Raw genomic sequence first — 17,033 nt, 5'->3', positions numbered from 1 at the left:
CGCCACGAACCGTCATACCGCCGCGGCGCTAACAAGAGATCCCGCTAACAAGCAGCGGGATGACGGTTGTCGTTTAGCCATAAACATTAAAAAATTTACCAAATGAAAAAAAAGGCAAAAGAAACCCTAGTCATTGTCTATTTTCAGTATTGGCGTTTTTAAGTCTTAAACACTGCAATTTAGCTGCTTTTGAATGCAACTAACCTACGCTGCAAATGTTTAAGAAATTTACTAAGCAGAAAAAAAGGCAAAAGAAACCCCGTGTTAGCTAGTTGTCACTCTCTAATCCTGCAAATTGGCGTACTATACTGTCTTAAACGACTTATAAGCGCGTTTCAGCTTATATAGGTAAAAACCCAGAAATGTTGTGAAGACATAAGGTGCACATAGTGCAAAAAATTAAAAATAAGACGCCAACTACGTTGTTTTCTTGCTGTTTAATCTGCACAGATTGGGAAGTTAAATGAAATAGCTTCACTGTTATGATAAGGGCGCTGGCGAAGGGTGTCAAGCAAGTTTTTCGTTTCTATATGTGCTACCTTAAGACTTCAACGTCTTAACGCACCTAACTCCATCTGCATATAAATTTGCATGGCTCTTTCCAGTATTAAGCAATGCAAATCCAATGTTGTCTACACTAGAGCGCAGTTCCCCTATTTCCTCATTGTTTTCATTTGTCACTTTAGTGCCAATATCTGGAAGTGCGTTATCCCCCTCAACAAGGTAAAGTTTTCTTCTGAATATTTCTTGTCTGCTCATTCGATTTACAACTTCCTGACCTATATAACACCCCTTATTAAAGCTTATACCGTTTACCTTATCGATTAAAAATTGCAGCGGAAACGATGAATTCTGCACCATATCTTTCGCTCCATCTGGAACGAGATTTTGAATTCTGACTTTTTCATACTGAGTAAAATCCCCAACCGGCTCTTTTATTTCATCTTTATGTATGATCCTCATTCCTAGCAGCTTGTGCCTTGGATCTTGAAAAATAACTTGTGACTTACTACTACACTCCGCCAACTTAGTATTAAACAAAACCCCAACCTTATATAGTGCACTAACGTCTTTAATCTTTACCCTCAAATAAGTTTTAAGCAAATCCAGTTTCTCGATTATTTGCTGCAAGTGCATGTTTTCGCACTCCAAGAGGGTGTATTTACCATATTCAATAAGAAAAAAATCATATAGATATTTTCCCTGAGGGCTAAGCAATAAAGAGTAAATGGCTTTTTGGCTATCCAACTTATTAATATCATTGGTTATAATACCCTGCAGAAAATCTCTAGTGTCAGGCCCATATAGCACTATCACACCACGACTTAAAAATGGTATATAACTCATGAAATCTCTATAAATAAATCTAAATTTTATTATATAACATTAGGCTCTTTTAGAAACTGCTTTTGGCGTGCATATTTTATAATGGCGTGCATATTTTACAAGCTCCAGCCCTTGAAATCTAACTTACGAGTATATATATATAAACTTATAAGTTAATTTGTTGATGAGGAAAAACAAATGTCAAGTATAAGTTTAAATGTATTAGATGATAGCGTGCTGATCAAGCCTATTAGCGAAGAAAAGCAAGGTGGAATTGTGCTTCCATCAAGTGCTGAAAAGAAACCTACTAAAGGTGAAGTTATAGCAATTGGTGAAGGTTCACGCAATTCAAGTGGCGAACGCGTAACTTTAACTGTGAAAGCTGGTGATAAAGTGTTCTATCGCCAATGGGCTGGTACAGAAATAGAACATAATAATGAGAAGCTTATCGTGATGAAGGAATCCGATATACTTGCTGTCATTAAGTAGCAGTCTTTATTTTACTAAACTGAAACAAAGCGCAACATAGCGCATTGTAAATGGTTTTATTATAGTTTTCTAAATTTTTTATTAACAAGAGGTGATAAAAATGACTAATGTAGTAGTATCAGGTGAGCAGTTGCAAGAAGCCTTTCGTGAAGTTGCAGCAATAGTGGATTCAACGGTGGCAATAACTGCGGGACCTAGAGGAAAAACGGTAGGGATTAATAAGCCCTATGGAGCACCAGAAATTACAAAAGATGGTTATAAGGTGATGAAGGGTATCAAGCCTGAAAAACCATTAAACGCTGTAATAGCAAGCATCTTTGCACAAAGTTGTTCTCAATGTAACGATAAAGTTGGTGATGGTACAACAACGTGCTCAATACTAACTAGCAACATGATAATGGAAGCTTCAAAATCAATTGCTGCTGGAAACGATCGTGTTGGTATTAAAAACGGAATACAGAAGGCAAAAGATGTAATATTAAAGGAAATTGCGTCAATGTCTCGTACAATTTCTCTAGAGAAAATAGACGAAGTGGCACAAGTTGCAATAATCTCTGCAAATGGTGATAAGGACATAGGTAACAGTATCGCTGATTCCGTGAAAAAAGTTGGAAAAGAGGGTGTAATAACTGTTGAAGAGAGTAAAGGTTCAAAAGAGTTAGAAGTTGAGCTGACTACTGGCATGCAATTTGATCGCGGTTATCTCTCTCCGTATTTTATTACAAATAATGAAAAAATGATCGTGGAGCTTGATAATCCTTATCTATTAATTACAGAGAAAAAATTAAATATTATTCAACCTTTACTTCCTATTCTTGAAGCTATTGTTAAATCTGGTAAACCTTTGGTTATTATTGCAGAGGATATCGAAGGTGAAGCATTAAGCACTTTAGTTATCAATAAATTGCGTGGTGGTTTAAAAGTTGCTGCAGTAAAAGCTCCAGGTTTTGGTGACAGAAGAAAGGAGATGCTCGAAGACATAGCAACTTTAACTGGTGCTAAGTACGTCATAAAAGATGAACTTGGAATCAAGATGGAAGATCTCACGCTTGATGATCTTGGTACGGCTAAAAATGTTAAAATTACTAAAGATAATACCACAGTTGTCAGCGAAAATAGCGATTCTGACAGTGTGAAAGCTAGAATCGAGCAGATTAAATCTCAAATTGAAACTTCAACTTCTGATTATGATAAAGAAAAGCTAAGAGAACGTTTAGCGAAATTATCAGGTGGCGTTGCTGTGCTCAAAGTTGGTGGAGCAACTGAAGTGGAAGTTAAAGAACGTAGAGATAGAGTCGAAGATGCGCTGCATGCAACAAGAGCTGCGATTGAAGAAGGTATAGTTCCAGGTGGTGGGGTTGCGCTTCTTTATGCTTCATCTGTTCTCGACAAATTAAAAGGTGCAAGTGACGAGGAACAAATAGGCATAAACATTATCAAGAAAGTTCTCAGTGCTCCAATTAGAAGGTTAGTCAAAAATGCTGGTCTTGAATCTGCTGTTATAATTGACTATTTGATTAAGCAGAATGATAAAGAGCTTATATACAACGTTGAGGCTATGAATTATGCTAATGCGTTTACAGCTGGTGTGATTGATCCAGCAAAAGTGGTGCGTATTGCTTTTGAAACAGCGGTATCTGTTGCGAGTGTGCTGATAACTACTGAATCTATGATAGTTGATGTACCAAGCAAAGAAAATGCTTCATCTCCTATGGGTGCAGGAGAAATGAGTGGCATGGGTGGATTCTAAGTAGAATGAAACCGTGGAGCAATTGCTCCACGGTAGTTCCAAAAAATCTCACATTTTACTATTCGTTAAAGGTAATACGTTTGGTGCAGAAATGCACTACTATTTGCATCCGTTTCACTCCTTTATATTGTGGTTGTCTAATAACAAAAAGGCAGCATAAGAAAACTATAACCCCTAGGTATCCGTTCAGCGGAGTGGCAGAATAAGGTAGACAAGGTGATCTAAAAAGATAATCATAGAGCAAAAGTGAGGTAATGTGGTAAACCTTTTAGAACTTTGCAAAAATTTACAGCAAAAAATAGAAAAGTTAGAAGCAAAAATAGAAAGGCTGGAAAGAGAGAATGAAAGTTTAAAAGCAGAGAACAAGGCTTTAAAGATAGAGAACGCTGAATTAAAGGAGAGGCTTGGTTTAAACTCAAGAAATTCATCTCTACCAAGCTCTAGAGAGTTGTACAAAATAAAAAAGGGCAAGCCAAAGAGCGACAGAAACGTCGGTGGTCAGGTTGGTCATAAAGGAAGTTTTCGCGCCAAAATGGATGCAGATGAGGTGATAAAAGTAAAGTTGTCATCTACTTGCGAATGCGGAGGAGAGATTGCAATATGTGGGAAACCTTACATTCATCAAAAAGTTGATCTTCCGGAAATCAAGCCTTATGTAGTAGAATATCAATTAGAGCATGGCCGTTGCCGGAGATGCGGGAAAAGAAGAAGTAGTAAGTTACCAGAAGGTGTTACGTCAGATACATTTGGACCAAGGGTTAAGTCAATAATTGCGGCGTTCAGCGGGTTTTACAAAAATTCAAAACGCGAAATAGCGAGTGTCGTAAATGATATCTTCAATTTGAACATAAGCGTCGGTAGCATATCAAATAGTGAACATAGAGTTGCTTCAAAATGCAAAAAAATGTATGAGCAGATCGAACAAGAGATAAGTAGGAGTAAAGTTCTACATATTGATGAAACGAGCCATTATAACAAAGGTAAACTCGCTTGGTGTTGGATGTTTGCAAGCAATACGGCAAGTTTTGTAAAATTTACAGAGTCAAGAGGAATGAAAGTTTTACAAAGTAGTAAATTCTGCAATCGCAATAGCTTAGTAGTAACCGACAGGTACGCAGCATACAACTACTTTGCCGATAAAAACAGGCAAATCTGCTGGGCACATTTATCAAGAGATTTTGAAAGGTTAGCGCATAGTTGGAATATTAAAGTCAAAGTTCTGGGCTGTTACTTAAGAAACGTAGCCACTGAATTATTTGCACTGAAAAAAGCTTTACTAAAAAGTGAAATAGATGTTTTAAGATTTGCCAGACGCGCAAGAAAATTGCGAAAGCGTACACGATGTTACTTGAAGCCGTTTACCTGAAGCAATTGGAGCTTCTCGAGTTGCGAAAAATATTTTGAAATCTGAAAGAATGATGTGGAATTTTTTAGATGACTCAGAAAATATTCCATTGACAAATAATCACGCTGAACAACAGATACGACACTATGTCGTTTACCGTAAAAACTCATATTTTACACAATCACAGCAAGGAAACACATTCCTCGAACGGATAATTTCATTATACTTAACATGGAAACAAAAGGGGCTAAACCCTTTCCAAAATCTCCTATCTATTGTTTCTTAAACCACTCTGCTGAACGGATACGTTCATACAGCAGCTACTCGGATGACACCTTGTGCTTGCTGGCTATAATTGCTAAGGATTTTTATTTAATTTAACTGCATCTTTTGCCTTATCCAATAACCCATTAATAAAACCAATTTCGCTTGGTTTATCAAGTAAATCAGATGCAATGTTAGTATATTCATTAATGACAACTGGAACTGGCGTATCACAATTAGCTAACTCACATATTGCAACACGCAAAATAGATAAGCTTATAAGATTTAACCGTGAAAGGGACCAACTTGGGTGTAAATAAGACTCTATTATTTTATCATATTCTTCACTGCTTTTTATAACCTTATATAACAAGTTTTCTAAGAACTGATGTTCAAATTCTTCACATTCAAATATATCTTTCAACTTATTTATGTAGTCCTTAAGCTCACAATTTTCCAGTTTAAAAGTGCTTTTGTTGTAACCTACGAAAATATTTGAATAAGCAATTTGTACAGCAAGAAATCTTGCCGTGCTTCTTTTTATGCGCCACTTTTTATCTACTGGTTTTTCCTCCATTATTTTAATTTATTGTGTAAATCTATCATACGCAAAACAGTTGAGGCTGCATGGCCACCAACGTTCTTTTTGTTTTTATCAGCTCTAACTAGTGCTTTATCTTTGCTGTCAGCGGTAATTACACCCATACCAAGGGGTATTGCATAATGCATAACAACCTCATTTAAGCCTTCAATTACTCCTTTACAAACATATTGATAATGATCGGTTTCACCGCGAATTACGCACCCAAGAGCTAAATAACCATCATAATTAGTATGCCCACTCTTGACTGCAAAAAGAATTGTAGCTGGTATCTCAAATGTACCAGGAACCTCAACTACATCGTAACTGGCATTACTGCCTTTTAATTTATCAATTGCACCTTCAAGCAAAAGGTTCGCTATTTCAGTATAATAAATCGAATTAACTATTAGTATTCTCGACATTTACTACCACTTTTTTTGTTAAAAACAACTTTATTAATGACTGTTGAATTAGAGTTATAATATTACTAAATATCCAATATATTACCAGGCCGGCAGGAAAAGAAGAAAAAATAAAGACAGAAATGTAAGGTAAAAACTTCATAACATTTACTTGAATATCATCTTTACTGGTTTGATCTTTCTCACTTAGCTTCTGCTGAATTATCATGGTGGCACCGAAAATTATAGGTAAAATGCCTATAGAAATAGGAAAGTTATAATTAAACAACCCAAATAATGTAAAGATGTTCGTTGGGTCAGGAGCTGAAAGATCCTTAATCCATAAAAAAAAAGGAGCATGCCTCATCTCTATAGTAACAAATAATACTTTATATAGAGCAAAAAATACCGGTATTTGTATTAGCATGGGAAAAATGCTCGACATTGGATTTACGTTGTTTCTCTTAAACAATGCAATTGTCTCTTTATGCTGCTTTAAGCTGTCATTTTTATACAACTCTTTTATACGAGTTAATTCAGGCTGCAGGCTTTTTACCTTAAACATCGAAATATATGATCTATTAGATAAGGAAAGCATCAAAAGTTTGATTACTAAAGTCAGCAATAATATTGCTAAGCCAAAATTTTTTAAAACGAAGTTAAAATATTCAAGCAGTAAAAACACTGGTTTAGTTATAAAGTAAAGAACACCAAAATCTACAGCTTTATCAAACAGGGGTATATTGAGAGTGTCCTTATAAGAATCCAGTAAATTCAACTTTTTTGCTCCAGCAAAAAAATAATTCACATTAGAAACGCTTGCACCAGGAAGTATGCTCTTGTAAGGTTTGACAAAATCTACTTGGAATTTATCAGTATTATTAACGTTTGTGTGTTTAATGCTTACATTTATTTTATCAGATTTTTCAGGTATGATGGCTGTGAGCCAGTATTTATCAGCAAAACCAAACCAATTTTTTTCACTCGTGCTTGCTTTTATTAAATGTTTTTTGGAAATATCCTTATATGTCCACTCCTCTAGTTTATTATCAAATGCACCCAGTACTCCTTCATGGGATATCCAATAAGATTCGTTGATATTGTCACGTTTACGGTTAATTTTACCATAAGGAACCAAAACTACATTATCCTTTGTATTATTTTCAACAACTTGCTCAACTTTAAACATGTAATTATCGTCGAGGTTAATTTTCATTCTAAATAAAATGCCATTCTCATTGTCCCAAGATAAATTGACCTCTTTTTGATTAAGTTTATCTGCTCGCCAGACTGCTTTAGAATCTGGAACTTTAATCTTGTTACTCGGATCGAGCCACCCAAATTCTGCAAAATATACATCTTTTGATTCTGCAGGTGACAGTAACACCACTTGTGGAGAAGAAGAACTCGGTTCTAAGTGGTAATTAGTTAAAATTAAGTCATCAAACCTTGCACCTTTCAGAGAAATTGATCCTTTAATCATGTTATTGGTTAAACTAACCCTCTGTTCTCGAGTAGAATTAATAATTTCAGAACGATTTTGGTATATTATAGGAGCAAGGTCGTTAAAAGATTCGATATGTTCAATATTTTCAATCAATGGCTGGTTTTGGTTTGTACTAAAAAAATTATCATAAATAATACACCAAGACACCATGATTAACATGGAAAGGATAGCTGCCAAAATTAAACTTTTTGCTTCTGACATGAAATTAAATCAAACATATCTTCTTAAAGTGTATACTAAATATTGTACTAAAACAATGAAATTTACTTATTTTTAATAATAACTTTTAACGCTGATCTTTAAAATTTATTTTAATAGCTTCAAATTTTAACAATATGAACGCGGTGAAAAATCTAGTTATTTGGTTGCTAATAATAGCCACTACTGCAATGCTTATTGATTCACAAAGGGACAAACTAAGCGACAGATTTCTCAGTACTTTTTTACCATATAAAGGAAGAATTCAAAATAGCGGTCAGAATAGTGGAAGTATTGAATTTACGAAGTCATATGATGGACACTTTTATATTCAGGCTCAAGTCAATGATCGCAATATAACGTTTTTGCTTGATACTGGAGCAACCGATATTGTTCTATCACAAAAAGACGCATTACATGTTGGTATTAACTTACAAAATGTTCAGGATTTTAAAATATATGAAACTGCGAAAGGTCAAATAAAAGCTGGAGTGGTTCAAATACCTCAAGTTAAAATAGGAAATTTTTTGATTAATGATGTACAGGCAAGCGTTAACACTCATTCTATGTCTCATTCACTACTTGGAATGAGCTTTTTAAGGTATTTTCATTTCACTATAAGAGATAATAAGTTGATATTATACCGCGACTAAACACTTCTACAATCTACTTATCAAAGCTCTGTAGGTCAATATAGGAGCAGAAATAAATATTGCAGAACAAGTGCCAATCAAAATACCAAAAAAAATGATCAAGCTGAAGTCTCTCACTGCATCTGTGCAGATTAATACCAAAGGAAGAGCAGCAAGAAGGGTTGTACCAGAAGTTAATATAGTGCGAAATAATGTAGCGTTGATACTTGCATCTACTACCTCACTCATCCGCCCACTTTTACCACTCCTGCGATACTCTCGAATCCGATCATATATAATTACTGAGTTATTGATTGAATAACCAATGACAGTAAGGAGAGCTGCAACTGATGAAATATTAAACTCAATGCCAGTTAGGCTAATAAAACCAACAGTTAAAATCACGTCATGAATCAGTGCTGTTATTCCACTGAATCCACATTGCCAATTAAATCTAAACCAAACGTAAAAAAATATTCCAACAATCGCGATCAACATGGATAACATTCCTTCAAATATTTGTGTTGAGCTTATTTGTGGGCCAACATAGTCTATTTTACGATAGCTTATTGAGCTCCCCAGCTTTTCTTCTAGTATGCTTTTTATCTTTTTGATTTTATCTTCATCTCCTTCATCTTTAAAACGCATGACTAAATTATCACCCGCTTTTGAACTCTGCACTGTAAAACCATTTTCTTTTAATGCATCGAGAATAGAGTGATTCTCATCTGAAGATTTTATCTCTATCAAAATTCCGCCTGCAAAGTCTATGCCTAAGTTCACTCCACGCAGCACAACAGTGAATATTGAAAAGATGATAAGAATAATGCTAATTAATGCAGTCAAATCCCTATATTTACTAAACTTGATATCGAGGTTGTCTGGAATGAGTCTAAGTGCCATGCTATTTACTTAAACTTGAATTTTATATACTTTTCAAAAAATTCACTAGTTTATTCTGTGATTGTTTGATTATGTCAATTTTTCCATCAGTTAATTCTTGTCTGTCAATTAAGTTCTATCTAGCTTGCATACTACCATTTTGAAGTACATTACAAAAGCGAAATACTGCCAATTTGGCCCATCATTTTATCTCTGCAAGCTTATCCCCCCCTTGCTATGTTAGCAACGCAACCTAAGCTAGGTTCCTTCATAGCAGTGTTAGGTACACTGCCATATCTTTCAAAACTTTCATGCTCTATAGCTTCCTCAACACTTTTTCCTCCTAAAAGACAGTTTTCCCCTAAACTTTTTCCCCTATTTTTTAACTCATTAAGCCTTGCTCTGTTTTCCCCATCAATCTCCACTTTTATTTTATTGCTGCCTTTCTCACTAGGACTTAGATAAATACTTATCTCTCCTACCTCAGTAGTAAAAGACATTTCAATACCACCTTTTGAGACATCCATGTAATTTCTTTTTCCCCCTATTTCTTCTACATTTTCAACTCTTACTATACTTTCTCCAATTTTGAGTATGCCAACTCTTAAATTTAAGTCTTTGGCTTTTTCATTGTTTAGGATTTCTGCAACTTCAACAATACTATCTTGCGAGTACTCTATACAAAAATATCTATTATCCTTGTCTACTCCTAATACATTTTGAGTCTGCTTGCTTTTGTTTACAATACTTTCATATGCTAAACCTTTTAGCTTGCTTTCAATTTCCTTACATTTCTCAGAAAGACCATCATCAAATCCATTACAAGTAACTATCTGCTCAAACTCATTCCCATCGAAAAAATTATGGCGTTTTACTTTCCCACCTTCTAACAATAAATTACTAACAATGCTTTTGATAATGTCCTCTTCGGACACTTCATTTTTTTTGTTACAGTTTTGATCTTCACTTTCTTTGTTACAGTTTTGATCTTCACTTTCTTTGTTACAGTTTTGACCTTTACTTTCTTTGTTACAGTTTTTATCTTTACTTTGATAGGGAAAGTTATCAAATACAAAAGTGTTACTTCTGTTACTTATATGACTACCACTAGTAAGATCTTTTATTTCTTCAAATACTGTATTTGTTACAGTTTTGTTACAACAACTACATTTTAAATTTAACATTACTTCTTTTTCTAAGTATTTAGCTACTATGCACTTAATACTTTCTGGAGTATTTTTTATATCATTTTGTTCATTTTGTTCTGTTATACCTCTCACCTCCCCACAGCATTTATCAATCAGATCCTGTTTACTTTGAGTTAACGACATTTTTAGTTTCATAAAAAGTGAGTCTTTTAGAAAAGGATTATCATCTTCTAGGTCCCGATCATTTTCTGAATCCAAATCATCTGTTAACTCCATTGAATCAAGATTACCTGAACTATAGTACGAACCCTTTTTTGAGTCCGAACTATCTTCTGAGTTCCCATCACTATCTGACCAATTGTCAACTTTCGGAAATTCTGAGCTTTTCTGTTCACCTTCAAAAGTCTGATTACTACCACCAGCGCCCTTTGTCAAATTTTCTTTATTTTCACAAGAACCACCTAAAGAATAGCCTTGACCCTCTTCTTGATCTGAAGCACTTAATTTACTATAAGTTGCTTGACTATAACCATTGAAGTTATAACCTAAACCATTACTACCATGCTGTAAAGGATCGCTTTCAAAAGTTTGTGGATTATCACTTTCACCTAACAAACCACCATTTGTTGGATTACATACATTTTCTGTATATTTTTGATTATTTTGTGCTTCTATTTTCCTCTTCTTGTACAACGGTTCAAACTGATCAATTTCAATCGATCGTACTCGTTTCCTTGAAGGAAAGTCCTCTGGAATCTGATCCTCATCGTCAGAATTGTGACCTGAATCACAAATTACATGATCATTGCAGGTAGAATTATGCTCTTGACTAATCAAGGAAAGCTGAATTAGATTGCTAAAAACAATATTATCTAGCTGTACTGAATCAGTACTTTCAAAAATTTGTGGATTATTACTCACGTCTGGCAAATCACCTGATAAACCAGTCTGATGATTATTTTCACCTACCCAACCATCAGTTGGTGTTGGAATGCATATTCCTGTATATCTTTGGCTATCAAGAGAATCATTAGTTAATTGTACTGCTGTATAAGTTGTCCGGTCATCCTCATCATCGGAACTAATACCTGAATCATGGCCATCACCTTCTTCAATCTTTTGAGTTTCTATATCGTGTTCATTTATTTCGCTCGACGAATCATAGTTGGAAGGGTTATACTGTTGATTAGGACGTTTAAAAATTTGACGCCAATCGCTGTAAGGCTCCTTAAAATCGAAAGGAGTGCGTATAACTTTTTCCTTGCCTGATACCCCACCATTCATATTGTATAACCATTACTCACTAATCCCTTAGTGAATATCGTAATATATAGGTCTGTCAATAAAAAAATATAACTTTCTTTGGTTCTAACCTTTGCAAATCAGTATCTATAGCTCGGTAATTTCTCATACGTTGCACTCTGGACCTAGGAGCGTTGTTAATAAATCCACGACAGCTAGACAATCCTTGCTCGTCCACTAAAAGGAAAAGCAGCAAAGAGCGAACCAAAAGCGATAAGAAAGGATCCAAGCCAGATTATAGACATTCCAGGTTTATAGTGCACTTTGGCTGCGATTTTGCTCTTACTCTTATCAATCTCTCCAATTACAACATAAATATCAGAAAATAAATTGTGGTAGATACTGCTTTCAACATTTTTCTGACCTTCCACAAGGTAAAATCTATATTCAGGGGTCATCTCACCTAATATCTTATTATTCAGCAAATTCCTGATATCCATTGTACCTCTCACTGCATGGAAATTTTTTTCTTTTATTAGCTCAATATTTCGTAAAGTAACTTTAAATTTATTGACTGTTATGCTATCCCCTATTTTTAAGTAATTTTCTTTTTTCTCCTGCCAACCAACCGAATATGCTATACCAAGCACTAGAATTGCCACTCCAGCATGAGCTGCCATCATTGCATAGTAGGATTTAGAAACTTTTCTTGCTAATAAAATTGATTCACCAAATGCTACCTTAAATAAACAAATTCTTTTACTGTATGCTTCTAAAACAAAGATTAATAATGCTATGGAGATAGTAATTGATAGCACAATTATTAGCTCCATGTGAAAAATAAACGGCAAAATAGCTGCAGCACTACAAAATGAAAATCTATATTCACGGAATATTGGCAATAGACTATTTCCCTGCCAACTGCAGTATTGCCCAATTATCGTGAGGGCTAGAATAGCCAGTGCAATAGGATTAAATAAAGAATTGTAATATGGTGCTCCAACTGAAATTAATTCACCAGTTAAATATTCGAGCACTGTAGGGTATAAAGTGCCAACGAACACAATGAAAAAGGCAGTGATGAATAATAAATTGTTCATCAGCATCATCGTAAGGCGTGAAAAGAATCTTCTACCCTCTGTCACTTGAGTAGCAGGTTTCTTTTCAGATTCCAGTGTCACGCACTGGAATGACATTGCAGATGTGTGATTTTTTCTCGTAAACACTACAAATATTACTAAGCTACTGACTGTAATTACACCAAGTAGCGCTAATATATACAGTCCATACCTTGGATCATCTGCAAACGTGTGCACTGAGGTGAGTATTCCTGAGCGGACTAGAAATGTTCCAGTCACACTCAATATAAAAGTTGTGAGCGTAAGTAAAATAGCAAAATTCCTTAAAGTATTGAAATTTCGTACAACGAGCAACAAATGTGTCAGCGCTACTGCAATTAGCCACGGCATCAAAGAAACGTTTTCCACTGGATCCCAAAACCAAAATCCACCCCACCCAAGTTCGCGATATGCCCACCAGCTACCCAAGCTGATGCCCAAAGTGAGCAGCGACCAAGAAATAAGTACCCAAGGCCTGACAATTTTAGCCCAAACATTTCCTTCAACTTTTGCAATTAATCCAGCTATAGAGAGCGAAAAAGGAACGCTAAACCCAAGGTACCCCAAATATAATATCGGTGGATGAATAGCAAGGCCTATATCTTGCAATATCGGATTAAAACCAAGACCATCTTTTTCAACGCTTGGCATTTTAGTGAAGGGGCTGGATTCAAGTAAAGTGAACAGTAAAAAACAAAAGCAAATCAAGCCTTGGGTGATCAAGGATACTTTCTTCAATTTACTGTCGTTATCAGTAAAAATATCCATCAGAAATAGGTAAAAGGTAAGCACTAATGTCCAAAGCAACATAGACCCTTCTTTATTTCCCCAAACACCACAAATCTTGTAGATCAAAGGTTTTGTTGTGTGTGAGTGGTAGTATACGTTTTCAAGTGAAAAATCATTTGTAATGTGGCAGTAGATCAAAATAGCCATTGATGTTGATACACAAAAAAATATGGCAGTGGTAATAAACCAACAAGAACTAAGCGGTAAAAACAAATATGTCAAAGACAATAAGCAGGCTATGAGTAGCAATATATTCCCAAGTTCAGGCATAAAAAATTATAGTTTTTATATAAACAATATTACTGATGACAAGTAAGAAGTTAAAGTGTTAATTGACACTTGCTATTGATGCTATAGCTAAAGTGGCTTAGGTTTACCTACAATTTGAAAAACAACAAATTCGTCATTCCGCTACTCGTTAGCGGAATCTATACCGCGAATGAATCGCGGTATGACGTAGGGAAATCTTTCTTGGGTCAGCTATAGCATAATGCTCCCATAGTTAGCTGTCTGGCATTAATTAAAAATTAAATATTAAATCTTTATACTTTTATAGATAGCGTTAATATTGAGGTAACATTGTGGGTACAACTAAGATTAGTAAATTTCCATTCAATATAAAAGGTAAAGTGGCAAAACAACATGCCGAACCAATAATCGAAAAAAATCTCTATACTATTTTAGGATTCAAAGATATAGAAGATTTTGAAAATAAGACAAGTAAACTTGCTAATAAAAAAGTTTGGCAATCATTTGTTGACTGCTTTGCAAAAGAAATAGATTATGCAGCAACCGAAGAAGTTGTAAAAAGCATCGTTTGTAACATTGCAAAGAGTGATCGCGGTGATGCTTTTACCAAAGCTGAACGTCTAATATTAAATGAAAAACAAGGTGATAAAAAGAGAGAAAAAGCGATTAGAGAAGCTATTAGTATTTTGAGAAAAATCAATCCAGAAAAAGCCTTTAATGAACTTTCAGTAATAAAAAAACAAGCTGAAGATTTTTTACAAACCGATTTTTATAAAGCACAGAGTAAATCACTTCAAGGATTTGCTCCCTCTGGTGGACAGCTCTTTGCGGAAACTCTGAAATATATAGAAACACTAGAAAGATTATCCGAAGTAAAAAAAGAAGGGCTAGTTAAAGATTTCTTGTTAAATCATGTTAGTTCATTGAATAAAAAGTATCCTAAATCACAGAGTAAAAGGGAAGATGCTATAACAATACTATCAAGTGATGAGTTGAAGAATTTTTACAATAAAGGTGTAGAAGAAGGAATATTACAACCAATGGCATCTTACAAAGAATGTAGAAACCTGTATGACAAAATGAACCAGATAAAAAATGAATCCAAAAGTATAATTAAAAGAGAAGAACGGGAAGAAAATTTAAAGAAAATAGATAAGTCGATAATCAGCGCAATTAATGACATAAAAAAACATAGAGAAGCAATCCTTAACTGTAAAGACTTTCAAAGTTCTTACATAAAAGAGAAAAAAGAACATCCATTTAGAGGCAACGCATGTCAAAAAATGATTGATATATATCAAGAGAGAATTGTTGGATATCAGGAGAAAATTCGTCAAAACTTAAACCAAATAAAAGCGATATTAAAAAGTGCGCCGCAAGAAATGGATGATGTGGAAGAATTAGAGGAAATAATCGATGGTATACATGAAGCAAAACAGTTCGATGAAGATTTTGATTCAGCTTTAATTTGTTTATCGAACATGCAGAATGAGCTAGATATTCAACTGGAAAATCCTCCAACAGAGCTAAGAGTTTCACACATTAACGTTAAAACTAAGCTAATTAGGTTATAAGGGCGGGATTTTTGGGATAATTTTAATTCAAGACAGCTCTTAGTCTGTGTTTTAATTTGGTTGTGTTTTATTAAAAAAACTTTAGATTTATTGCATAATCGATACTCAAATATAATGACACAGACTTGGAATTTGTTACAAACAGGGCAAAAGGAAGGCTATAAAATTGCGTATACTAATGCTCGTATTATCGACCCGGAAACTAAACTTGATATAAAAGGTTCGCTATTGACTGAAGGGGATAAAATTGTTGATTTTGGCGAATCATTATTTTCAACAAGTGGAGTTGACGAAACAATAGACTGTAAAGGGCTTGTTCTAATGCCAGGCCTTATTGACATTCACGTACATTTTCGTGAACCAGGGCAGGAACATAAAGAAACTATATATACAGGTAGCAAATCTGCAGCTGCGGGAGGTGTTACAACTGTAGTTTGTCAGCCGAACACTGCTCCAGCAATTGATAGCGTTGTTTTGGCTAAATATTTGAAATATAGAGCATTTGAAACTTCGCATGTGAATGTTGAATTTTACGCTAAAATCACCACTTCGGAAGAACACCTGACTGAAATGGCACTTTTAAAGGAAGCAGGTGCGGTTGGGTTCACTGATGATGGCATGCCAGTTATGAACCCAATGATTATGAGACAGGCGCTGCTTTATTCAAGCATGCTGGGTGTTCCTATTGCTCAACATGCAGAAGATTTAAATTTATCAGCAGGTGGTGCAATCAACGAAGGTAAAATTTCTGAAGAATTGGGAGTAAAGGGAATCTTGAGTGCATCAGAATCGGTTATGGTAAGTCGCGATATACTGCTCATGAAAGATATGGAGAATGTGCACTACCATATTTTACATGTCTCTTCAAAAGATTCACTTGATGCTATTAAACGTGCAAAAGACTTGGGATTAAATGTTACGTGCGAAGTAACCCCTCATCACTTCACTTTGACTGAAGATATAGTAAAACAACATGGAGCAATTGCAAAAATGAATCCGCCGCTTCGCACTGAAGAAGATCGTTTAGCTATGATTGAAGGTTTAAAGACAGGTGTGATTGACTGCATTGCAACCGATCACGCTCCGCATGATCGTAGTTCTAAAGATCTGCCACTTGAAAATGCTGCATTTGGTATTGTTGGTCTTGAAACAATGCTGCCCCTTTCACTTGAACTCTATCACAGTGGGCAAATGGGTCTACTTGATGTGCTTGCAAAATTGACATATAAGCCTGCAGATATAATACACATACCACGTGGTCGTATACAAAAAAACCTTGCTGCAGACTTAATTTTAGTTGACCTCAATCATGAATGGGAAATTAAAACTGACAACTTTGCTAGTAAATCAAAGAATTCTCCTTTCGATGGTCGCAAAGTAAAAGGACACGTAGTACGTACTGTTGTGTCCGGCAAAACTATATACTCGCAGAAGAGTTAGTTATCATATCTTATCTATTCCAATTTGTTATCACCAGAATGGGCTAAGTGCACCTAAATTTAAATTAAGAAATCTTACACTGTCTCCGAATAAACA

At 35.0% G+C, this 17,033-nt stretch carries 13 protein-coding genes and 1 pseudogene; 7 read left to right on the top strand and 7 right to left on the bottom strand.

Going from position 1 to position 17,033, the window contains the following annotated elements; translation table 11 throughout:
- Positions 1-540: 540 nt before the first annotated feature.
- Complete coding sequence (gene ygfZ / locus INQ25_RS01540) at positions 541-1,347, bottom strand: CAF17-like 4Fe-4S cluster assembly/insertion protein YgfZ (protein WP_213862892.1); 807 nt, start codon at positions 1,345-1,347, stop codon at positions 541-543.
- Between the two features lie 186 nt (positions 1,348-1,533).
- Between ygfZ and INQ25_RS01535 the strand changes: the two genes are divergently transcribed.
- The 3 genes and pseudogenes from INQ25_RS01535 (at position 1,534) to tnpC (ending at position 5,196) form a co-directional block, all read left to right on the top strand.
- Positions 1,534-1,815, top strand: coding sequence for a co-chaperone GroES (locus tag INQ25_RS01535; RefSeq protein ID WP_173862895.1), 282 nt, complete (start codon positions 1,534-1,536; stop codon positions 1,813-1,815).
- 100 nt (positions 1,816-1,915) lie between these two features.
- Positions 1,916-3,565, top strand: coding sequence for a chaperonin GroEL (groL, locus tag INQ25_RS01530; protein ID WP_155968879.1), 1,650 nt, complete (start codon positions 1,916-1,918; stop codon positions 3,563-3,565).
- Between the two features lie 256 nt (positions 3,566-3,821).
- A pseudogene (gene tnpC, locus INQ25_RS01525) lies at positions 3,822-5,196 on the top strand (IS66 family transposase).
- 72 nt (positions 5,197-5,268) lie between these two features.
- Here tnpC and nusB read toward each other — a convergent pair.
- The 3 genes from nusB to yidC are packed head-to-tail and all read right to left on the bottom strand — an operon-like array spanning position 5,269 to position 7,866.
- Entirely contained in the window at positions 5,269-5,751 is a 483-nt protein-coding gene (gene nusB / locus INQ25_RS01520; RefSeq protein WP_007549265.1) for a transcription antitermination factor NusB, read from the bottom strand.
- Positions 5,751-6,179 carry a 6,7-dimethyl-8-ribityllumazine synthase gene (locus INQ25_RS01515; RefSeq protein ID WP_006279647.1) on the bottom strand — a complete coding sequence of 143 codons (429 nt, stop codon included), beginning with the start codon at positions 6,177-6,179 and terminating at the stop codon, positions 5,751-5,753. Before INQ25_RS01515 ends, nusB begins: the two co-directional genes overlap by 1 nt.
- A complete protein-coding gene (gene yidC / locus INQ25_RS01510) occupies positions 6,157-7,866 on the bottom strand; it encodes a membrane protein insertase YidC (protein WP_213862891.1) in 1,710 nt (569 codons plus the stop codon). Before yidC ends, INQ25_RS01515 begins: the two co-directional genes overlap by 23 nt.
- A gap of 134 nt (positions 7,867-8,000) precedes the next feature.
- On the opposite strand from yidC, the gene INQ25_RS01505 reads away from it, so the two are divergent.
- The gene (locus INQ25_RS01505) at positions 8,001-8,516 is read left to right on the top strand and encodes a TIGR02281 family clan AA aspartic protease (protein ID WP_006279648.1); all 516 of its coding nucleotides are present in this window, start codon (positions 8,001-8,003) and stop codon (positions 8,514-8,516) included.
- 6 nt (positions 8,517-8,522) lie between these two features.
- Here INQ25_RS01505 and secF read toward each other — a convergent pair whose 3' ends face one another.
- From secF to INQ25_RS01490, 3 genes are all read right to left on the bottom strand, one after another.
- Complete coding sequence (gene secF, locus INQ25_RS01500) at positions 8,523-9,398, bottom strand: protein translocase subunit SecF (protein ID WP_010082185.1); 876 nt, start codon at positions 9,396-9,398, stop codon at positions 8,523-8,525.
- 200 nt (positions 9,399-9,598) lie between these two features.
- A complete protein-coding gene (locus tag INQ25_RS01495) occupies positions 9,599-11,809 on the bottom strand; it encodes a hypothetical protein (protein WP_213862890.1) in 2,211 nt (736 codons plus the stop codon).
- A 173-nt stretch (positions 11,810-11,982) separates the two neighbouring features.
- Positions 11,983-13,887, bottom strand: a complete 1,905-nt coding sequence (locus INQ25_RS01490) for a heme lyase CcmF/NrfE family subunit (RefSeq protein ID WP_458695334.1) — start codon at positions 13,885-13,887, stop codon at positions 11,983-11,985.
- Between INQ25_RS01490 and INQ25_RS06400 the strand changes: the two genes are divergently transcribed.
- From INQ25_RS06400 to INQ25_RS01480, 3 genes are all read left to right on the top strand, one after another.
- Positions 13,844-13,990: a hypothetical protein gene (locus INQ25_RS06400; RefSeq protein ID WP_246484054.1), complete on the top strand. Its 147-nt coding sequence runs from the start codon at positions 13,844-13,846 to the stop codon at positions 13,988-13,990. The genes INQ25_RS01490 and INQ25_RS06400 overlap by 44 nt on opposite strands.
- 265 nt (positions 13,991-14,255) lie before the next feature.
- The gene (locus tag INQ25_RS01485) at positions 14,256-15,497 is read left to right on the top strand and encodes a hypothetical protein (RefSeq protein WP_213862888.1); all 1,242 of its coding nucleotides are present in this window, start codon (positions 14,256-14,258) and stop codon (positions 15,495-15,497) included.
- Between the two features lie 114 nt (positions 15,498-15,611).
- The gene (locus INQ25_RS01480) at positions 15,612-16,937 is read left to right on the top strand and encodes a dihydroorotase (RefSeq protein ID WP_213862887.1); all 1,326 of its coding nucleotides are present in this window, start codon (positions 15,612-15,614) and stop codon (positions 16,935-16,937) included.
- The last annotated feature ends 96 nt before the right edge of the window (positions 16,938-17,033 follow it).

The sequence above is a fragment of the Wolbachia endosymbiont of Rhagoletis cerasi genome (assembly GCF_018454475.1).
GTDB lineage: Bacteria > Pseudomonadota > Alphaproteobacteria > Rickettsiales > Anaplasmataceae > Wolbachia > Wolbachia pipientis.
This window is presented reverse-complemented; position numbering and strand designations above follow the sequence as displayed.